Origin of the sequence: Vibrio sp. 10N.222.54.E6, from assembly GCF_041473955.1 — a bacterium.
Lineage (GTDB): Bacteria > Pseudomonadota > Gammaproteobacteria > Enterobacterales > Vibrionaceae > Vibrio > Vibrio tasmaniensis_A.
The window spans coordinates 14,772-33,294 of record NZ_JBFRTD010000010.1 but is presented as its reverse complement, the minus strand read 5'-3'; the positions used below and the strand labels follow the sequence as shown (position 1 = coordinate 33,294).

Genomic DNA, 18,523 nt, shown 5'->3' with positions numbered 1-18,523 from the left:
CTCATATAATTAAAAGAAAAATTAGGAAGTAAGGTAACAGCATGACGCATAAATTTTTGTTAATGCCTTTGTCGGTATTAATCATGGCAGGCTGCCAATCATCGGGTGAACAAGCTGCTTCATCTGAGGTTAACGGTGTGTCTTATCAAGCTGATACGACCGACCACATCAGTCGCAGTGTCTATCAACAAGAGTTTGATTCTGCCGTCCTATTCGCCAAGCAAGCCAATGAGCTAGAAGTCTTGATGCAGGGTTACTGCCAAACTAATGATGTTGAGTTAGATGCTTTGAAAAGTCAGTGGCAGCTCACCATGAACAGTTGGATGGCACTGCAAGGACAAGAAAGAGGCCCAACTGCGGCACTTGAAGAGAGCTGGAATATTCAATTTTGGCCTGATAAGAAGAACACCACCGGTCTTAAAATGCGTCAATTGACTCAGCAGGATAAAGCATGGTCTCAAGACGAAATCGCACAGCAGAGCGTGACCGTTCAAGGGCTGGGTGCGTTGGAATGGTCCCTTTATGACGAGCAATCGTCACTGCTTCAAGACAAAGCACTAGGCTGCCAATCATCACAAGCGATTACTGAAAACTTAGCGATTAAGTCATCTTCGATTGCACAGGCATGGCAGGTTAACCCTTGGCTAGCGTTAGACGAGACTCGTTGGGAGTCTGAATACATCGCTTTATTGACCAACCAACTTGATTACAGCATGAAAAAGCTGAGTCGTCCGATGGCTAAAATCGGTCATCCGCGTCCTTACTTCTCAGAATCATGGCGTGCACAAACTTCGATGACTCAACTAAAAGCGAATGTAGCAGCACTTCAGAATTTGTACCTAGCCGATGGCAATGGCCTAGACGGCTTGTTGAGAGAGAAGGGCTTAAATGACCTTGCTGACCGTGTTGCTGACCAGTTCACGCTAACGTTAGATACTTGGCCTACAGACTCAAGTTTGTTCGAGTTGCTGCAGAGCAAAGAGGGCTATCGAAATGTGCTGACTCAATACAACAAACTAGAACGTTTGAAGTACCTGATTCATGAAGAAGTGGCAATAGAGCTTGGCGTGGTAATAGGATTTAATGCTACCGATGGTGACTGATACTACACGAAGAACGCTACTCAAGGCTGCACTGGGTTGTGCTGCTGTACCTGTACTTCCGTTTGGCTGCGCTAGTCGCTCTGGCGCCGCAAGCACATCTAATGATCCTCAACTGATCGGCTGTGCGCTTAATGGTCGTGGCCAATATTCAGCGGTTGTGGCTGACGAATATGGTATGCCGTTGAGTCAACTGCCGATCCCAGATCGTGGGCATGGCGTCGCAATTTGCCCAACATCATCACATGCGGTGGTTTTTGCTCGTCGTCCTGGTGACTATTTTATGGTGTTTGACTATAAAAATGGTCAGCAGATCAAGATGGTTGTGAAAGGTAACAATCGCCACTTCTATGGTCATGGCGTTTACTCATTAGATGGCAAGTTACTGTATGCCACGGAAGGGAAAACCGACAGTAGCCAAGGTGTGATTGGTGTTTACGATGTCTCACAAGGCTATCGTAAGGTCGAGGAGTTCACGGGCTTTGGTATCGGCCCTCATGAAGTGATCATCATGCCGGATGGTAATCTCGCGATTGGTGTTGGCGGCGTTCATACTGACGGTAGAACACCGAAAAACTTGAATTCAATGCAACCGAGTTTAAGTTATGTTTCACCTGAAGGTGCGCTGCTTGATCAGGTTGAATTGCTAGACAAGAAGCTGAGCATTCGACACTTAGCCCATGATGGTGCTGAAACCGTACTATGTGGCCAGCAATATCGTGGTGAACCAGATGAGTATCCTTCGCTGTTGGCGATGCATACTAAAGGTGGGCAGTTTGAATCACTGAATGCAGAACCAGAGCAATGGGCAAGGTTCAATCACTATATCGCCAGTATTGCGGCGTCAGATGATTGGATTATTGCGACTTCGCCAAGAGGCAACTGTTATGGTATTTGGTCTAAAGAAACCCAAGAATTGGTAGAGCTATCTGCGTTGTCTGATGCTTCTGGCGCAGTGCTACTTGATGGTGAGTTTCGACTCAGCTCTGGAGCGGGCAGTGTGGTGAGCCAACGCAAGCCTTATAAAAAATCCAGTCAGCAATCATCCGTCCAGTGGGATAACCATTGGAGTGCAATCTAGTTCATAAAACTCCTTAAAAAATAACATGCTTACTCCTATTTCTTTGCCATACTTATGAGATGATTGGTGATGGGGTTAAGCATGTTAGCAAAATACTTCTGTGGATTATTGGTGTTAGTTTCTGTGCATGCATGGAGCTATACGAGTTCTGACGAGAGCCGATTTATTCCGGCTGATTCAGAGCTCTCTTTTATGCTGATTTATCCAGAGCTTACCCAAAGTATTTATCAAGACTCATCTCTTCCAATTTTGTGGGATTCGCCTGAACTTGTTAAGGCGTTTGAATTCCAGTTGTCGCTTCTCGAACAAGCGCAAATGGCCCCGCTTTTTGAACGACAACTTAAGCAAATCCGCCACTATCAAACTCGTGGGCAATGGCAAGAGTTGGACATCTTGTTAACCGATACCTTTATTTATTACCTAAGCTACGTTGAGAATGCGCCACTTGCCGGTAAAGAGTGGTATTTCTCGGGCAAGCTGCATTCCAAGTTGCCTGCGCCTTCTCCACATATCCTGATGAGATTGAAAAGCAGTGTCACCAATGATTACTTATTAGAAATGGTATTGTCCTATGCGCCGCCTGTTGGGGATTTTGACCAATTCAAGGCGACCTACTCCGTGCTAGAAACTGCGTCTGAACTCAATATAGAGCGATACAGACAGAAAGGGTTGAAACGCTTAGGTGATGAGCTTTCAGACAAAACCATTCTTGTTGAGCGCATTGCTTTGGTTGGTGTTGATACCTCGATGATCGCGGTCGATTTCCCTGTATTTGACCAAGATCTGCAATCGGCAATTAAGTCTTTTCAGCGAATGCACGGCCTTACAGACGATGGGATCGTCGGGCCGGATACGATCAAATGGATCAACATGAGCTTTGATGAACGATTGACTTCGCTGGCTCTCAATGCCGAACGTGTTCGTTTGTGGCCAAGAGACAGAGACTCTCTCATCGTCGTCAATGTCCCTAGTTTTGATATGAAGTATTGGGAAGATGGTGAAGAGGTCTTTGAGTCCAAAGTCGTGGTGGGCAGAAAGTCGCGAAAAACACCGCTTTTAGAGATAAACCTAGATTCGGTTATCTTAAATCCTACTTGGAACGTGCCATGGAAAATCATGGTCAAAGACATCTTGCCTAAAGTAAAAGCGGATGAAAGCTACCTAGAGACACACAACTTTCAAGTGATTGATGGTTGGCGCACCATGGAAACCGTCGACACCACAGATATTGATTGGCAGACCATCAATTTCAATTCGTTCCCATATCGAATGCGTCAACAGGCGGGCTCACGTAATGCATTAGGTTTGTACAAGTTCAACACACCCAACAAGCGAGCTATCTATCTGCACGATACGCCAAGTAAAGGCCTGTTTAATGATGACTTCCGTGCTTACAGTTCAGGTTGTATACGTGTCGAACATGCAGAGGAATTGGCTGAATTGTTGTTTGCCACCAAGGTAAGGAAAGTACCTAACCAAAGTAACGATCTTGCTCCTAATACTAAGGTTCGCCTCAAGAAGCGAATCCCCGTGCATATCATCTATCAAACCGTGCTGTTTGAAGAAGGGGGCATACAGTATCGTGGTGACATCTACCAATATGATAAAGAGGGTGGTTAACCATCATTGAAGCCAATAAGGGTGATCTTGACCAAAAAATGACAACCAAGCTTCTATTGATAAAATTATAATGTGGATCAATAACTAATCGTGCAAAGGTTACAATTACTAACCTTTTGGGCGGTTTTTGTACGTTGACGCAGCAATTTCCATTATGTATCGTGCATTTTTCGTTCGATCTAATTGGTTTTTTTGCTGTATGTCTCAAAGTTTATTTTCACGCCGTCAGTTTCTGACTTACGCTGGTGGTACTGCTGTTGTCGCCTCAATTACTCCTTCTATCGCTTTTGCTTCATACCCTGATCAACCAAGAACGATTAGCATGAACAATCTTCACACAGGTGAACGATTAGAGACCTGTTATTTCGATGGTACTAACTATGTTGGTGATGAAATGGCTCGTCTAAGCAAACTGTGCCGTGATTTCCGTCGTAATGAGATTCATCCAATGGATAAGAACCTGTTTGATCAGATCACTCAGATTCAAAATGTACTGGGTATTCAAAAAGAAGTTCAAATCATCTCTGGTTACCGTTCTCCAGCGACCAATGAAGCACTGCGCTCAAAGTCGAGTGGCGTAGCCAAGAAGAGCTACCACATGTTAGGTAAAGCGATCGATTTCCGTATTGATGGCGTTAACCTAAAAGAATTAAGAGACGTTGCTAAAAGCTTGAATGCGGGTGGTGTCGGTTATTATGCACGTAGCAACTTTATCCATATTGATACAGGTCCAGCCCGCAGTTGGTAGCGTTAAGCTGAATTTACGAGCGAATGCTAGGTACTTGTCAAAGTAGACATCCAATGTCATAGTTTGCCCAAATTTCAGTTTGCCCTCTAAGGTTTGTATATGTCTCTTAAGTATCAAGTTGTCCCTGTTACCTCGTTCTCTCAAAACTGCTCAATTGTGTGGTGTGATGAGACAATGGAAGGCATTGTTGTCGATCCGGGCGGTGATGTTCAGCAACTGGCTGCTATCATCGAAGAGTTAGGTGTTAAAGTGGTGAATTTGGTATTGACTCACGGTCACCTAGACCATGTGGGCGGAACAGTACCGCTTGCTGAAATCTTGAACGTGAACATTGTTGGCCCACATAAAGCCGATAACTTTTGGCTTCAAGGTCTAGAGAATCAAAGCCAGATGTTCGGCTTCCCACTGTGTAAAGCTTTTGAACCAAACACTTGGTTAGAAGAGGGCGACAAAGTGACTTTTGGTAACCAAGTTATCGATGTGATTCACACGCCGGGTCATACTCCGGGTCACGTCGTGCTATTCAGTGAGCAAGCGCGTATGGCGTTTGTTGGTGATGTTTTATTTAACGGTGCTATTGGTCGCACGGATTTCCCGCAAGGCGACTTCAACACGCTAATTGCTTCAATCAAGACTAAACTTTGGCCGCTAGGCAGTGACGTGACATTTGTACCGGGCCATGGTCCAGAGTCTACATTTGGTCGTGAGCGCGCATCAAATCCATTCGTTGCCGACGAGATGCCTCTTTATTAATTAAATCTTTGATTTAATATAAGAACGATTGAAAATGAAGCTTAGCTTTTGTTATGGAAGCTAAGCTTTTTTATTGTGTGCGGTTTTACTTTTAAACCAGTTTAATTTTAATCAGAAAGACGTTCGGCTGCCGCCAAGTAGCGTCGAGCCAGTCCAACAAACTCCTCCCCACTGATATTCAGATCATGGGTTGATATGAAAATGTCATACCCGTGGAAGCCTCTTTGATATTTCATTCTGTTGGCAAGCATCGCCTGTAATCCAGAATAGTCTTTAATCACCGCGTTGTGATTATTTGCTTTATCGGATGAATCCGCATCCATTTGCGTTTGTTGAGCGCTGAAACTCACTTTGTCGGTATTCTTTGATTCTTTATATTGGCTTAATTCCACACACCCGTTTTCGGTACAACGAGTGTGGTAGTGCGATGAGTCTAAAACCATATCTTCAAAGTTCGATTCTTTACCCGCTTGCTTCGCTCCCAAGTACAAAAGTGCTCGTTGGCTGAGCAGTAATTCACAAGTGACTTTAGGACAAATCGAATCGAGGTAGGGCGAGTAATCTTTAACCTTGATACCAATCCAAGGAAGAGGTTGGTGCCATCCATCTTGCTCATAGGTACAAAGCCCAATCTTTTGGATGTTATTCCATTTTAGAACCCACCCGCCTTTATAAAAATGCTGCTGAAAATGAGTCGGTGTGAGGGTGATCATCACTCTGCTGCGCAACATTAAATAATAGCCAGTTCCTAGTAGGGCAATAATGCAAAAAGCACCCACGATCAGTAACTTTGGGTTGTCACTGTAGAGCGCAACGATCAAGCAAACGAAGCCCAAAATGATGGCGAGAATACGATACGAACGTTTGAATGAAGGCAAAGAGAAATTTGTAAGGTGACGAGTGTCCATAGGCAACACCAAATTTTCATATTTTTGTCTGGATGGATAACCAGTGTATATGACCCTGAATTGATAAGTCGATGATTAAATAATAGACGCTAGTAGACAATATCGGTATTTTTCGTCGACTTTCGACGCTTCACTCTACAAATAGCTCCGGTTTTTTGGTATAAATCGCGCTTCAAATTTTCACCACTGCGAAAAGAGCAGTGAACTGGAGAAATATTCAATGAGACTTGCTCATAAGCGTAAGGTGCAGGCTAAACTGCAGAAACGCACTAAAGCGGCTGTAGTTAAAGCAGTGGCAACGCCGAAAAAAGCGAAGCCTGTCGCAGAGAAAGTTGTAGCAGAAAAAACTGTAGCAGCAAAACCAGCGGTAGAGAAAGCAGTAGCAGCAACTAAAGAAGTTGCAGTAGCACTGACTCCTAAGCAACAACAAGTTCTAGACATCGTTGTTAGCAATGCTGAAGGCATTAACCCTAAAGGTATCGGCCTAGCAGCTGGTCAAGAAGACGCGAAAGCAGCTTCATGGGCAACAGGCGCATTGAAAAAACTTCTTGAAGAAAACCTAGTAGCGAAAGAGCAACTTGCAGGTAACAAGGTTATCTACAAAGCTATGTAATCCCGCGGGATTACATTCGCTTCGTTAAAGTTTTTAAGCCTCGATTATCGAGGCTTTTTTGTATCTGGAGGATCATGTTAATCTCAATCCTCAATCCTAAACTCGACCCCATACTCATATTCGAACCTAGCCCCAGAAACCTTATTTCCAATCGGCAGGCCCCTTCCGTTATTCACCAGTCTTTCGCGTGTCCCATGTTTCGAATCAGTAGGCACCAAAGTAGGACGTCTAATTCTCTGAAACTTTGATTTATATGGATAAATGCATTTAAGTGCGTATTTGATGTGTGGCGAGAATAGAGCTTCCTCACGAAATGGAAATCAATTGTTAATGCAGTTTCACTATAACTACTTAGGTATTTATCAATACTAATTACCCTAATGAATCTCCCAGAGCCTTTAAAATCGACATCGCTAAATTATCTCCTACGTAGTTCTACGTAATCCTTTGGTCTAATACGCAGTTTATGTGAGTCCGTCGTGCGTGCTCTCCCTGATATCTTGTTGCTACATCACGGTGCACTCTTATGTTGAATCATAAAAAATGCTCATAGAAAGAGTGTTAACCCAACAAAGGACGTGAATATGAGTCTCATTTCTAACTCCCTCACACGAGTTTTTAAAAACGTTGCAGTTACTGCAGCGGCTTGTTTAGCTTTGGTCGCTACTGGTGCAACTGCTGCTGATAAGGTTTATCGCTTGAAGCTTGCTGAAACATGGGGACCAAACTTCCCTGTATTCGGTGACGCGACGAAGAACATGGCTGCGATGGCTGAGAAAATGTCGAACGGTCGACTGCAAATCAGAATCGATTCTGCGAACAAACACAAAGCACCGCTTGGCGTTTTTGACATGGTTAAGTCTGGTCAATACGACATGGGGCACTCAGGCTCTTACTACTGGAAAGGTAAAGTTCCAAACACGCTTTACTTCACTTCTATGCCTTTCGGTATGACGCCAGCTGAACAATATGCGTGGTTCTATCACGGTGGTGGTATGGAGTTGATGGAGCAGGTTTACTCTCCACATAATCTGATGTCGTTCCCAGGTGGTAATACGGATATCCAGATGGGGGGTTGGTTTCAAAAAGAGATCAACAGTGTGGAAGACCTACAAGGTCTGAAAATGCGTATCCCTGGCTTTGCTGGTGAGATTCTAGCGGAGCTAGGCGCTAAACCTACCAATATTGCCCCAGGTGAGCTTTACACATCTCTAGAGCGTCGCACAATCGATGCACTAGAGTGGGTAGGTCCATCACTTGATCTGCGTATGGGCTTCCACAAGATCGCGCCTTACTACTACACAGGTTGGCATGAGCCGGGTTCAGAGCTTCAATTCCTAGTGAACAAGCGTACATGGAACAAGCTTCCTGAAGACCTACAAGAAATCTTGCGTGTTGCAATGCGTACAGCGGCTTACGACATGTACACACAAGCAACGCACGAAAGTGGCAAGAACTGGGTTTCAATGAAAACAGAATACCCAGACGTACAAGTTAAAGATTTCCCACCAGAGGTTATGTCTGCACTGAAAGAAGCGAACGATCGCCTACTTGCTAAGCACGCTGAGAAAGATGCATTGGCAAAAGAGATTCAAGCTTCACAAGCAAGCTACCTAGAGCAAGTACGTTCATGGACGGATATTTCACACAGAGCTTATTTAAATAGCCAAGCGAAATAATCGACAGTTTTTGAACTGAAGCTAAATGAACCCAAAGCTATTCTTGTTAGGTAACTAAGAGTGACTAAGCGGCGGGTTCATTTTAACCATAATAATTAAGCAGGATAAATCCTGTAATACGCCCAAGAACCCTTTCTACGTCGTGCCTATTGCTAGCTATAAACTGAATCGTTTTTAGTTTGGGTTAGTTGTGCTGCGCGATGTCTTTTCAAATTCCATGGAGTCGGGAATGCGAAGTCTAATTTATATTGAACGCCTGTTTAATCGTATCGGTGATGCACTGGGATGGCTTTCCAGTATGTTGTTTATTCTACTTATCGCTAACGTTGTGTATGACGTTGTCATGAGATATGCCTTCAATGATGTCTCAATCGCTTTCCAAGAGATGGAATGGCACCTTTTCTCAGCCGTTTTTCTATTAGGTGTTCCTTATGCCATCAAGGCTGGTGGTCATGTTCGAGTAGACGTGTTCTACGAACAATTGAGCTTTAAAGCGCAAGCCATTATTGACCTGCTAGGCACACTGATCTTTCTGATGCCTTTCTGTTTGCTGGTTGCTTGGTTTGGTATTGATGTTGCCAAAGAGAGTTATAACCTCGGCGAAACCTCAGGTGACCCGGGTGGCCTGCCATATCGATGGATCATCAAAGCCATGATTCCACTGTCATTTTTCTTGATGGCACTCAGCGGAGTCGGTTTGATCCTGCACTCGTTGAACAAAATTTTTAATCCCCATCTCATCCATGCAAATAACACGCATGCAAACAATATTCATACAAAGAATAAGTAGAGGCTGAACATGATTGGAATAGTAATGTTTTTCGTAGCCTTGTTTGCACTTTTACTAGGCTTCCCGGTGGCGTTTACCTTTGGTGGTATCGCGCTAATCTTTGGTGTTTGGGCGGAAGGCATCGAAATGTTTGCCTTCATGCCATATCGAATTCAATCAATCATGGAAAATACGGTGCTGATGGCCGTTCCATTGTTTGTTTTCATGGGACTTGTTCTACAAAAGACTAAGCTTGCTGAGCAGTTACTTGAGTCTATGGGACGACTGTTTGGTGGTGTACGAGGTGGTATCGCAATCTCGACAGTTCTCGTAGGTTCACTGCTTGCCGCTTCAACCGGTGTGGTAGGCGCTTCTGTGGTTGCAATGGGGCTTATCTCGTTGCCCGTCATGCTCAAGTACAACTACGACAAAGGCTTAGCCTGCGGCACCATCTGTGCGTCTGGTACGTTAGGGCAAATCATTCCGCCATCCATCGTCTTGATTCTATTGGGGGACGTATTGGGTGTTCCGGTAGGTGACTTGTTCCAAGCCGCGATTTGGCCGGGCGTGATGTTAGTGGGGGCTTATATCGTTTATATCTTAATATACGCGAAGCTTAACCCTGAAGCCGCTCAACCAATTGAGCGTGATGATTCCATCAGCCGTAAACAAGAAGTCATCAACGCATTGAAAGCAATCATACCGCCACTCGCGCTGATTATTGTCGTATTGGGCTCTATCTTTGCGGGTGTTGCTACGCCGACAGAGTCTGCTGCTCTGGGTGGTGCGGGTGCGATGGTACTCGCTTTGCTCTACGGTCAGTTTAGTTGGTCGATGGTGTATGACGCCTCTAAAGAGACGGTGAAAGTAACGGCAATGGTATTTGCTATTTTGTTGGGTGCAACGGCATTCTCAATGGCGTTTACCTACACTGGTGGTGATTATCTAGTTGAAGAGTGGATGCTACAACTGCCAGGTGAGAAGTGGGGTTTCTTGATCATTACCATGTTGGTGATTTTGATTCTGGGTTTCTTCATCGACTTCGTAGAAATCTGTTTCATCATTGTGCCGATTATTGCGCCTGTTGCTGAACTGATGGGAATCAACATGACTTGGTTCGCAATCCTTATCGCGATGAACCTTCAAACCTCATTCTTGACGCCACCGTTTGGCTTCAGTTTGTTCTATCTAAAAGGGGTGGCACCAAAAGGTGTGACTACCAAGGATATCTACCGAGGCGTGATGCCTTTCATTTTGATTCAAATCCTCGTACTTGGATCACTTCTCGCTTTCCCATCTTTCTATGGAATGTGAGTGAAGCCTAGAATGTGAATGATATGTTTCAACGGCTATCCATAAATTGATAAAGTAAAACGGCTTATTGATGTTCAATAAGCCGTTTTTTGTGAGGAAAAGGAATGCCTCTAAAAGTTAAGCTGATTTTGCTGACGCTACTCCCGTTGCTGATTGTAACGGCGAGCATTAGTTGGATCTCGTTACACCAAACTAAGACGTTGGGTGAGAAAGAGGTCGAAATCTTCCGAGACAGCTTAATTAAGTCGCGTGAAAACGCCCTCAAAGACACTGTTGATCTCGCATTTGATGCCATCGAACATATCTACAACGATCCCGATATCCAAGAAGCACAAGCCAAAAGAGAAGTTCGAACCATATTGTCTAAACTAAGGTATGGCTCTGACGGTTACTTCTTTGCGTATGATCGCCACGGAACCAATTTGGTTCATCCAATCCAGCCAGAGTTGATAGGGCAAAACTTACTTCAACTGCAAGATGAAGATGGCGACTTTCTGATAGAAGCCTTGTTAAGAGAAGCACAAACAGGCGGAGGATTTCACCAATATTTGTGGCAAAAACCTTCGACAGGTGAGGTGGTATCGAAGCTGAGTTACGCCGCTTGGTTAGAGCGCTGGGACTGGATGATTGGCACCGGCTTGTATATTGAGGATGTGCATCAAGAAGTGGCCTCGATGCAGGCCGCAATTAACAAGAATATTGAAACCACGTTCTTTTCGATTGTGGTGATTCTGAGTGTGACGGTCGCGGTCATCATTGTACTGACGTTGGCCATTAACATGCATGAACATCGGATAGCGGATAACAACTTGAAGGAACTAGCTCATAAGACGGTGATGTTTCAAGAGGACGAAAAGAAGCATCTAGCGCGTGAGTTGCATGATGGTATTAACCAGTTATTAGTGTCGAGTCGCTGTCACTTAGAACTGCTCGGTAATAAGCTACAAAGCGAAGACCTTAAAGTGCATTTGAATAAGTCTCAGCATTCACTGATGCGGGCAATCGAAGAGGTGAGGCATATTTCGCATCAACTTCGACCAAGTTCATTGGATGATATCGGCTTAGAAGCGGCGTTGTCTTCGCTGTTATTAGACTTTCAGGCGCACTCGAGCATTGAAGTGGAAACCTTGTTTAATACGCAGCCGGGAAAGTTGAAATCAGAAGCTGCGACGACTTTATATCGAGTGGTGCAAGAGTCACTGAATAATATAGAGAAACACGCACAAGCGACCAAAGTAACGGTTATCGCACAGCAAATTGGAAATGTGTTGCAGTTGCTCATCCAAGACGATGGAGTCGGTTTCAATACCTATAAAGCAATGGAAAAGCGAGGTATTGGGTTACGTAACATGAGAGAACGGGTGGAGTTCATCGGTGGTGACTTTGAATTGATGAGTGAGGTTGGCTTTGGAACGGAAATTACAGTGTTACTGACACTAGAGGGATTAGTGAATGAGTGAAGTTATTCGAGTTGTGATTGCAGATGATCACCAAGTGGTACTGGATGGCTTTATGGCGAGATTAGAACTCGAGCCTGATATTAGCGTGATAGGTACAGCCAGCAATGGATTAGAAGCCGTTGAAGTGGTTAAAGACTTGCGCCCTGATGTGGTGTTGATGGATATCAGCATGCCTATCATGAATGGTATTGATGCCACTCACCTGATTAAAGAGGAAGATCCTCAAGCTAAGGTGCTGATGCTGACCATGCATAACAACCGTGAATACATCATGAAGGTGATGCAATCGGGTGCTGTCGGCTATATGTTGAAAGAAATTTCGGCTGAAAAAATGGTGCAGGCAATCAAGACGGTCAATCAAGGCTCAACCTATTTCTGTGAAAAAGTGACTCAGAACTTGTTTACTCAGCCTATTACTCCCACACAATCTGTGAAGAACCCATTGAGTAGGCGTGAGGAAGCTGTGTTGAAATTAGTGGCTAAAGGGGAGAGCAGTAAAGAGATCGCGAAGGGATTAAATATCAGTTACCGAACGGTTGAAACCCATAGACAAAATATCAAGCATAAGCTCGACATTCACTCTACGGCAGAGCTTGCCAAGTATGCTGTTAGCTCTGGGCTTGTTGAGTGATGTTACGCTAAATTACAGTGAATGTGTAATTTAATTACCAAATGTGCCGTTTACACCCGTTTTTTGATGGTTTTTTTAGTATTTTTGCGACGAGTTGTTATTCTTCCTTTCGAAATTTAAGTGCCAAATGCAATGTTGCAAATTGTGCGCTACTAATTAGAGAGGATGCATGGAGCCTGTAAAGGATAGGTATAGTATTGATAATACTGATTATACCGTAGGACAAGATAATGTTCAGAAATGGGGTTTTGATGTTCATAACCCTGTATTTGGAATCAGCGCTGGGGCGATAATTGCTTTCCTGATTGCGCTTTTGGTTGCAGAACCTGAAACAGCTAAAGCGGCACTTGATGGCGTTAAGTGGAAAGTCATCGGTAACTTCGATGGTTTCTTTATGTGGGCTGCGAACCTTTTCGTATTTTTCTGTTTTGTCCTCATTATCTCCCCTTACGGAAAGATACGTATAGGTGGCGATGATGCTAAAGCAGAGCACTCTAATCTATCATGGATGTCGATGCTATTTGCTGCAGGTATGGGTATTGGCCTCATGTTCTGGGGTGTGGCAGAGCCCGTTGCTTACTTTACCGGTTGGTATGAAACACCGCTCGGTGTTGAAGCGTATTCTCCTGAAGCGGCTAAGTTGGCACTCGGTGCAACCATCTACAACTGGGGCTTGCACGGTTGGGCAATCTACGCCGTTGTTGCTTTGTCTCTTGCCTTCTTTACTTTCAATAAAGGATTACCGCTTTCTATTCGCTCAATCTTTTACCCGCTACTCGGTGACAGAACTTGGGGGTGGTTTGGTCATATCGTTGATATTGTCGCAGTACTTGCAACATTGTTTGGCCTTGCAACATCACTTGGCCTAGGTGCACAGCAAGCCGCAAGCGGTATTAACCATGTATTTGGTACCGATGGCGGTATTGGTATGCAGCTTATTGTTATTGCAGTGGTAACACTGTTGGCAACAATGTCGGTGATTCGCGGTATTAACGGTGGTGTTAAGGTTCTAAGCAACGTCAACATGGTTGTTGCATTAGGCTTGCTGATCTTCGTAACTATCGCGGGTGGCATGGCGGGTATTAAGGCGATACCAACCGCGCTAATGGGCTACATTGAGAACTTTATTCCTCTTAGCAACCCTCATGGTCGTGATGATGAAACATGGATGCAAGGTTGGACGGTATTTTACTGGGCTTGGTGGATTTCATGGTCACCATTCGTAGGCATGTTCATCGCTCGTATCTCTAAAGGTCGTACAATTCGTGAATTTATCGTTGCAGTCTTATTTATCCCGACGTCTGTCATTATCATTTGGATGGCTATTTTCGGTGGTATTGCGATTGACCAGGTGGCGAATAAAGTGGGTGAGATTGGTATAAACGGTCTGCAAGATATTACACTTTCTCTATTCCACACTTATGATGCGCTGCCAATGAGCTCAGTGCTTTCAGTGGTATCGATTGGTTTGATTATGGTGTTCTTCATCACTTCATCAGACTCAGGTTCATTGGTTATTGATAGCATTACTTCTGGCGGTAAAGTCGATGCACCTGTTCCACAGCGTGTATTTTGGGCATTGATGGGCGGTGCGATTGCGGCGGTTCTACTGTGGGTTGGTGGTACTGAATCTATTCAGGCATTACAAGCTGGAACAGTCTCAATGGCACTACCATTTGCCTTCATATTATTGCTTATGTGCCTAAGTTTGTTTCTTGGTTTACGTACAGAGAATCAATTGGTTAAGCAGCAAAGTGCTTTGAGCTAAAAGTATTTTTTCAAATAGAGGCCGACTTAGTCGGCCTTTTTTTCGCCGCAAATATAAGTGATTACCTATATTTTGTTTGAAAATCCATCGAACTGATTCTAGTTTACTGAAAACAATAAGTTAACCTGCTAAACTTCAGACATCCAAGTATTTGAATTATCGTGACAACAGCTTGTACTACTTGGATCGTATGTTCGAGTTTGTGATTCAGTCACAGGAAAGTTAGGGATATGAGGTCAACAGACCTTATAAGTATTCCGTAGAGAGGAATAATGACTAAAGGTATAGATAAATACAGTATCGACAGTACGGATTACACTGTTGGTCAAGATAACGTCCAAAAATGGGGTTTTGACGTTCATAACCCAGTGTTTGGTATCAGTGCGGGACTCATCACTTTGTTCTTGATCGGTGTGCTGCTTACAGATACCGCTTCAGCAAAGTCAGCATTGGATGGTGTTAAATGGCAAATTATCAATTCATTTGATTGGTTGTTCATTTGGTCCGGCAATATTTTCGTTATTTTTTGCTTAGGCTTGATTGTTTCTCCGTTTGGTAAAATCCGCCTTGGTGGTGTTGATGCAACGGCAGATTACTCATTCATGTCTTGGTTATCGATGCTATTTGCTGCAGGTATGGGTATTGGCTTGATGTTCTGGAGTGTTGCAGAACCTGCGGCTTACTACACAGGTTGGTATGAAACGCCACTTGGCGTAGAGGCAAATACCCCAGAAGCTGCAAAACTAGCACTCGGTGCAACCATGTATCACTGGGGGCTTCACCCTTGGGCTATTTATGGTGTTGTGGCGCTTTCACTGGCTTTCTTCTCTTACAACAAGGGATTACCGCTTTCAATTCGTTCTATCTTCTACCCAATTTTAGGTGATAGAGCGTGGGGCTGGGCTGGTCACATCGTTGATATTCTTGCTGTACTTGCAACCCTGTTTGGTTTGGCGACATCGCTTGGCCTTGGTGCGCAACAAGCGGCAAGTGGTATTCAGCATGTATTCGGCATTGAGGCAGGCTTAGGGTTACAAGTCATTGTTATTACCGTAGTAACTTTGCTAGCGGTCGTATCCGTACTTCGTGGTATTGATGGTGGCGTTAAAGTGATCAGTAACATCAACATGTTGGTTGCTTTCCTACTGCTTATCCTAGTAGCTCTAATCGGCTACGCAGTGACTCTAGGTTCAATCCCTACAACATTGATGGCATACATCGAGAACATCATTCCGTTGAGCAACCCTCACGGTCGTGAAGATGAAGCTTGGTTACATGGTTGGACTGTATTCTACTGGGCCTGGTGGATCTCATGGTCTCCATTTGTCGGTATGTTTATCGCGCGTGTTTCTAAAGGTCGTACTGTTCGTGAGTTCATTACAGCGGTACTGATTGTTCCAACGACAGTGACTATCATTTGGATGTCAGTGTTTGGTGGTATGGCAATTGATCAAATCGTGAATAAGGTTGGTACCCTAGGTCAAAATGGCTTAACTGATGTATCACTGGCAATGTTCCAAATGTTTGATGTATTGCCGTTTGGTACTCTGCTTTCAATCATTGCGGTTGTATTGGTTCTCGTATTCTTTATTACATCGTCTGACTCGGGCTCTTTAGTCATCGACAGTATTACCGCTGGTGGTAAAGTTGATACGCCAGTGCCTCAACGCGTATTCTGGGCGTTCCTTGAAGGTGCGATTGCAGTAGCTCTATTGTGGGTTGGCGGTACTGAAGCCGTTCAAGCTCTGCAAGCGGGTGCAATCTCAACAGCATTGCCATTCACCATCATTCTATTGTTGATGTGTGTGAGCCTACTAATGGGTATGCGAACAGAGAAAAGATAGACTACGTACTATTCGATTTTTCATCTTTTTGATGTCGAATACAAAGTAAAACAAAAGGCAGAAGAGGAAACTCTCCTGCCTTTTTTTATCCATTTTACAGCCTGTAAAACTGTATATATCGTAGAAATCGTCGTTGAAATGGCGCCTTGAATTTGGCGAAAAGTCAAGTAATTGGCGAAAGCTAAGTTTTTGGTTTTATTGCAAATATAATGTGATGTAAAACTGTGAAATAGCTCGAATCGTTTGCTTAAATTGGGTAGTATTCGCTAGATTATCCACTACTCGTGAAACTTTGACATGAAACTAACACTTAAGCAGAAGTTAATAGGTGCTAGCCTATCTGCTGTTGTCGTTATGGCAACAGCGTTAACTTGGTTATCAGCAAACCAATTATTTGAACAGACTCGTAACGGCGTATACCTGCGAGCTGAAAGCGTATCAGAAGCAGCATCTGAAGGTATTAAAAACTGGATTGATATCCGCACCGATATCGCATCAGCATTTAATGACTTTTCACGAGAGGATGATGTTGTTCCTTTCCTTAAGCAAGCTCGTGTAGCGGGTGGCTTTGACGATATCTTTTTAGGTACTCCAGAAGGCGGAATGTACCGTTCACATCCTGAACGTAATCGCGCCGGTTACGATCCTCGTCAACGCCCTTGGTACCAGGAAGCAAACGCAGCCGGTAAGCAAATTATTACAACCGCTTATCAAGATGCGATTACCCAAGCGCTTCTAGTTACGATTGCTGAACCTGTTCGTCATAACGGTAAGCTTGTTGGTGTTGTTGGTGCGGATGTACTTATTGATCAACTAGTCAACGATGTTATCAGCTTAGATGTTGGTGACAACGCTTACGCAATGCTCATTGATGCCTCTGACGGCACATTCCTAGCACACCCAGACTCAGCACTGAGCCTTAAGCCTGTAAGCCAGCTTTCAAACGACATTTCTATGCCTATCATCGAAAACGCAGTGCGTACGGGTAGCATCGAGATCATCAAAGAGCGCGGTGCTGAGAAGCTTCTTTACTTCACTAATGTGCCTAATACGAACTGGATTTTTGCAGTTCAGATGGACAAAGCAACAGAAGAAGCGAATCACTCAACACTACTTACTCAGTTGATCACAACGGCGGTCATTATTACGTTAATCGTAATCGTATTAGTGTCCTGGTTAGTGAGCTTCCTATTCCGTGATTTGAACCGTGTTTCAGCGGCACTTGAAGAAATTGCTTCAGGTGAGGGCGACCTTACACAACGTCTTGAGCCTAAGAGCGATGACGAAATTGGTAAGCTTGCTGAAAACTTCAACCGTTTTGTAGGCAACATGCACACCATGGTGATCAAGCTAAGCGAAGTATCTGCTGCGCTAGGTAACCAAGCACGTCAAACGGCTTCTCAAGCTGAAGAGCGTAGTGCTCGCATTCAGATGCAACAAGACGAAATCAATATGGTAGCAACAGCCGTGAACGAAATGGCTGCAGCAACACAAGAGATTGCGGGTAATGCTGATCAAACTGCACAGAATTCATCTGAAGCTGTTGGCGCGTGTGAGCACGGTACGGGTCAAGTTACACAGACTCAAAGCTCAATCCAAAACCTTGCACAAGAAGTTCAAGTTGCAACGAACGTGATTCTTGAGCTTGAAGAGCACGGCAATAGCATCAACGCTATCTTGTCCAATATCCAAGGCATTGCTGAACAAACTAACTTACTTGCACTTAACGCAGCGATTGAAGCTGCCCGTGCTGGCGAACAAGGTCGCGGTTTTGCGGTTGTTGCTGATGAAGTGAGAGTTTTGAGCCAACGTACACACGGTTCAACTCAAGAAATTCAACAAACGATTGAATTACTGCAAGGTACAACGGGCAAAGCGGTAAGTATCATGAACGATAGCCGAACGCTTGCTGAAACCAGTGTTGATGACTCAAACTCAGCGGCCGCTAGCTTAACGCAAATTCATGCTGCTGTTGAACGTATCAGTGATATGGCGACTCAAATCGCTTCTGCTGCAGAAGAGCAAGCGTCAGTAACGTCTGAGATTACTCGTAACACTGAAGGAATCCGTGACGTATCTAACGAGCTAGCAGGTGAAGCGCACCAAGCTGCAGAACAAGCTGCTCAGCTTTCTGAACTGTCTAATGAACTAGAAAATGAAATCAGCCGTTTTAAGCTGTAATTATAGATAGATAGATAGATAGATAGATAGATAGATAGAACGAAGCCCCAACTT

General features: G+C 44.2%; 15 protein-coding genes. 14 read left to right on the top strand and 1 reads right to left on the bottom strand.

Annotated elements, in window-relative coordinates; genetic code table 11:
* Positions 1 to 41 precede the first annotated feature (41 nt).
* The 5 genes from AB4513_RS05055 (at position 42) to AB4513_RS05035 (ending at position 5,302) form a co-directional block, all read left to right on the top strand.
* A complete protein-coding gene (locus tag AB4513_RS05055) occupies positions 42 to 1,103 on the top strand; it encodes an imelysin family protein (RefSeq protein ID WP_102258311.1) in 1,062 nt (353 codons plus the stop codon).
* Positions 1,093 to 2,181 (top strand): DUF1513 domain-containing protein, encoded by a 1,089-nt coding sequence (locus AB4513_RS05050; protein WP_102258312.1) that lies wholly within the window; start codon positions 1,093 to 1,095, stop codon positions 2,179 to 2,181. Before AB4513_RS05055 ends, AB4513_RS05050 begins: the two co-directional genes overlap by 11 nt.
* A gap of 81 nt (positions 2,182 to 2,262) precedes the next feature.
* Entirely contained in the window at positions 2,263 to 3,801 is a 1,539-nt protein-coding gene (locus tag AB4513_RS05045; protein ID WP_009848831.1) for a murein L,D-transpeptidase, read from the top strand.
* 199 nt (positions 3,802 to 4,000) lie between these two features.
* Entirely contained in the window at positions 4,001 to 4,549 is a 549-nt protein-coding gene (locus AB4513_RS05040) for a YcbK family protein (RefSeq protein WP_009848830.1), read from the top strand.
* Between the two features lie 99 nt (positions 4,550 to 4,648).
* On the top strand, positions 4,649 to 5,302 hold the full coding sequence (locus AB4513_RS05035; protein WP_004733386.1) for an MBL fold metallo-hydrolase: 654 nt from the start codon (positions 4,649 to 4,651) through the stop codon (positions 5,300 to 5,302).
* 107 nt (positions 5,303 to 5,409) lie between these two features.
* Here the strand turns inward: AB4513_RS05035 and AB4513_RS05030 are convergent, their stop codons facing one another.
* On the bottom strand, positions 5,410 to 6,210 hold the full coding sequence (locus AB4513_RS05030; RefSeq protein ID WP_102258313.1) for a DUF2982 domain-containing protein: 801 nt from the start codon (positions 6,208 to 6,210) through the stop codon (positions 5,410 to 5,412).
* Between the two features lie 220 nt (positions 6,211 to 6,430).
* On the opposite strand from AB4513_RS05030, the gene AB4513_RS05025 reads away from it, so the two are divergent.
* From AB4513_RS05025 to AB4513_RS04985, 9 genes are all read left to right on the top strand, one after another.
* On the top strand, positions 6,431 to 6,823 hold the full coding sequence (locus tag AB4513_RS05025; protein ID WP_012604302.1) for a hypothetical protein: 393 nt from the start codon (positions 6,431 to 6,433) through the stop codon (positions 6,821 to 6,823).
* Positions 6,824 to 7,407: 584 nt separating this feature from the next.
* Positions 7,408 to 8,502 carry a TRAP transporter substrate-binding protein gene (locus AB4513_RS05020; protein ID WP_009847138.1) on the top strand — a complete coding sequence of 365 codons (1,095 nt, stop codon included), beginning with the start codon at positions 7,408 to 7,410 and terminating at the stop codon, positions 8,500 to 8,502.
* A gap of 217 nt (positions 8,503 to 8,719) precedes the next feature.
* A complete protein-coding gene (locus AB4513_RS05015) occupies positions 8,720 to 9,292 on the top strand; it encodes a TRAP transporter small permease subunit (protein ID WP_049779139.1) in 573 nt (190 codons plus the stop codon).
* A 9-nt stretch (positions 9,293 to 9,301) separates the two neighbouring features.
* Entirely contained in the window at positions 9,302 to 10,585 is a 1,284-nt protein-coding gene (locus AB4513_RS05010) for a TRAP transporter large permease subunit (protein ID WP_009847136.1), read from the top strand.
* 104 nt (positions 10,586 to 10,689) lie between these two features.
* A complete protein-coding gene (locus AB4513_RS05005; protein ID WP_012604299.1) occupies positions 10,690 to 12,045 on the top strand; it encodes a cache domain-containing protein in 1,356 nt (451 codons plus the stop codon).
* Entirely contained in the window at positions 12,038 to 12,676 is a 639-nt protein-coding gene (locus tag AB4513_RS05000) for a response regulator transcription factor (RefSeq protein WP_012604298.1), read from the top strand. The genes AB4513_RS05005 and AB4513_RS05000 overlap by 8 nt, the downstream gene beginning before the upstream one ends.
* A gap of 169 nt (positions 12,677 to 12,845) precedes the next feature.
* Positions 12,846 to 14,444, top strand: a complete 1,599-nt coding sequence (locus AB4513_RS04995; protein WP_012604297.1) for a BCCT family transporter — start codon at positions 12,846 to 12,848, stop codon at positions 14,442 to 14,444.
* A gap of 272 nt (positions 14,445 to 14,716) precedes the next feature.
* On the top strand, positions 14,717 to 16,288 hold the full coding sequence (locus AB4513_RS04990) for a BCCT family transporter (protein ID WP_009847132.1): 1,572 nt from the start codon (positions 14,717 to 14,719) through the stop codon (positions 16,286 to 16,288).
* A 297-nt stretch (positions 16,289 to 16,585) separates the two neighbouring features.
* A complete protein-coding gene (locus AB4513_RS04985; protein ID WP_017101414.1) occupies positions 16,586 to 18,469 on the top strand; it encodes a methyl-accepting chemotaxis protein in 1,884 nt (627 codons plus the stop codon).
* Positions 18,470 to 18,523 lie beyond the last annotated feature (54 nt).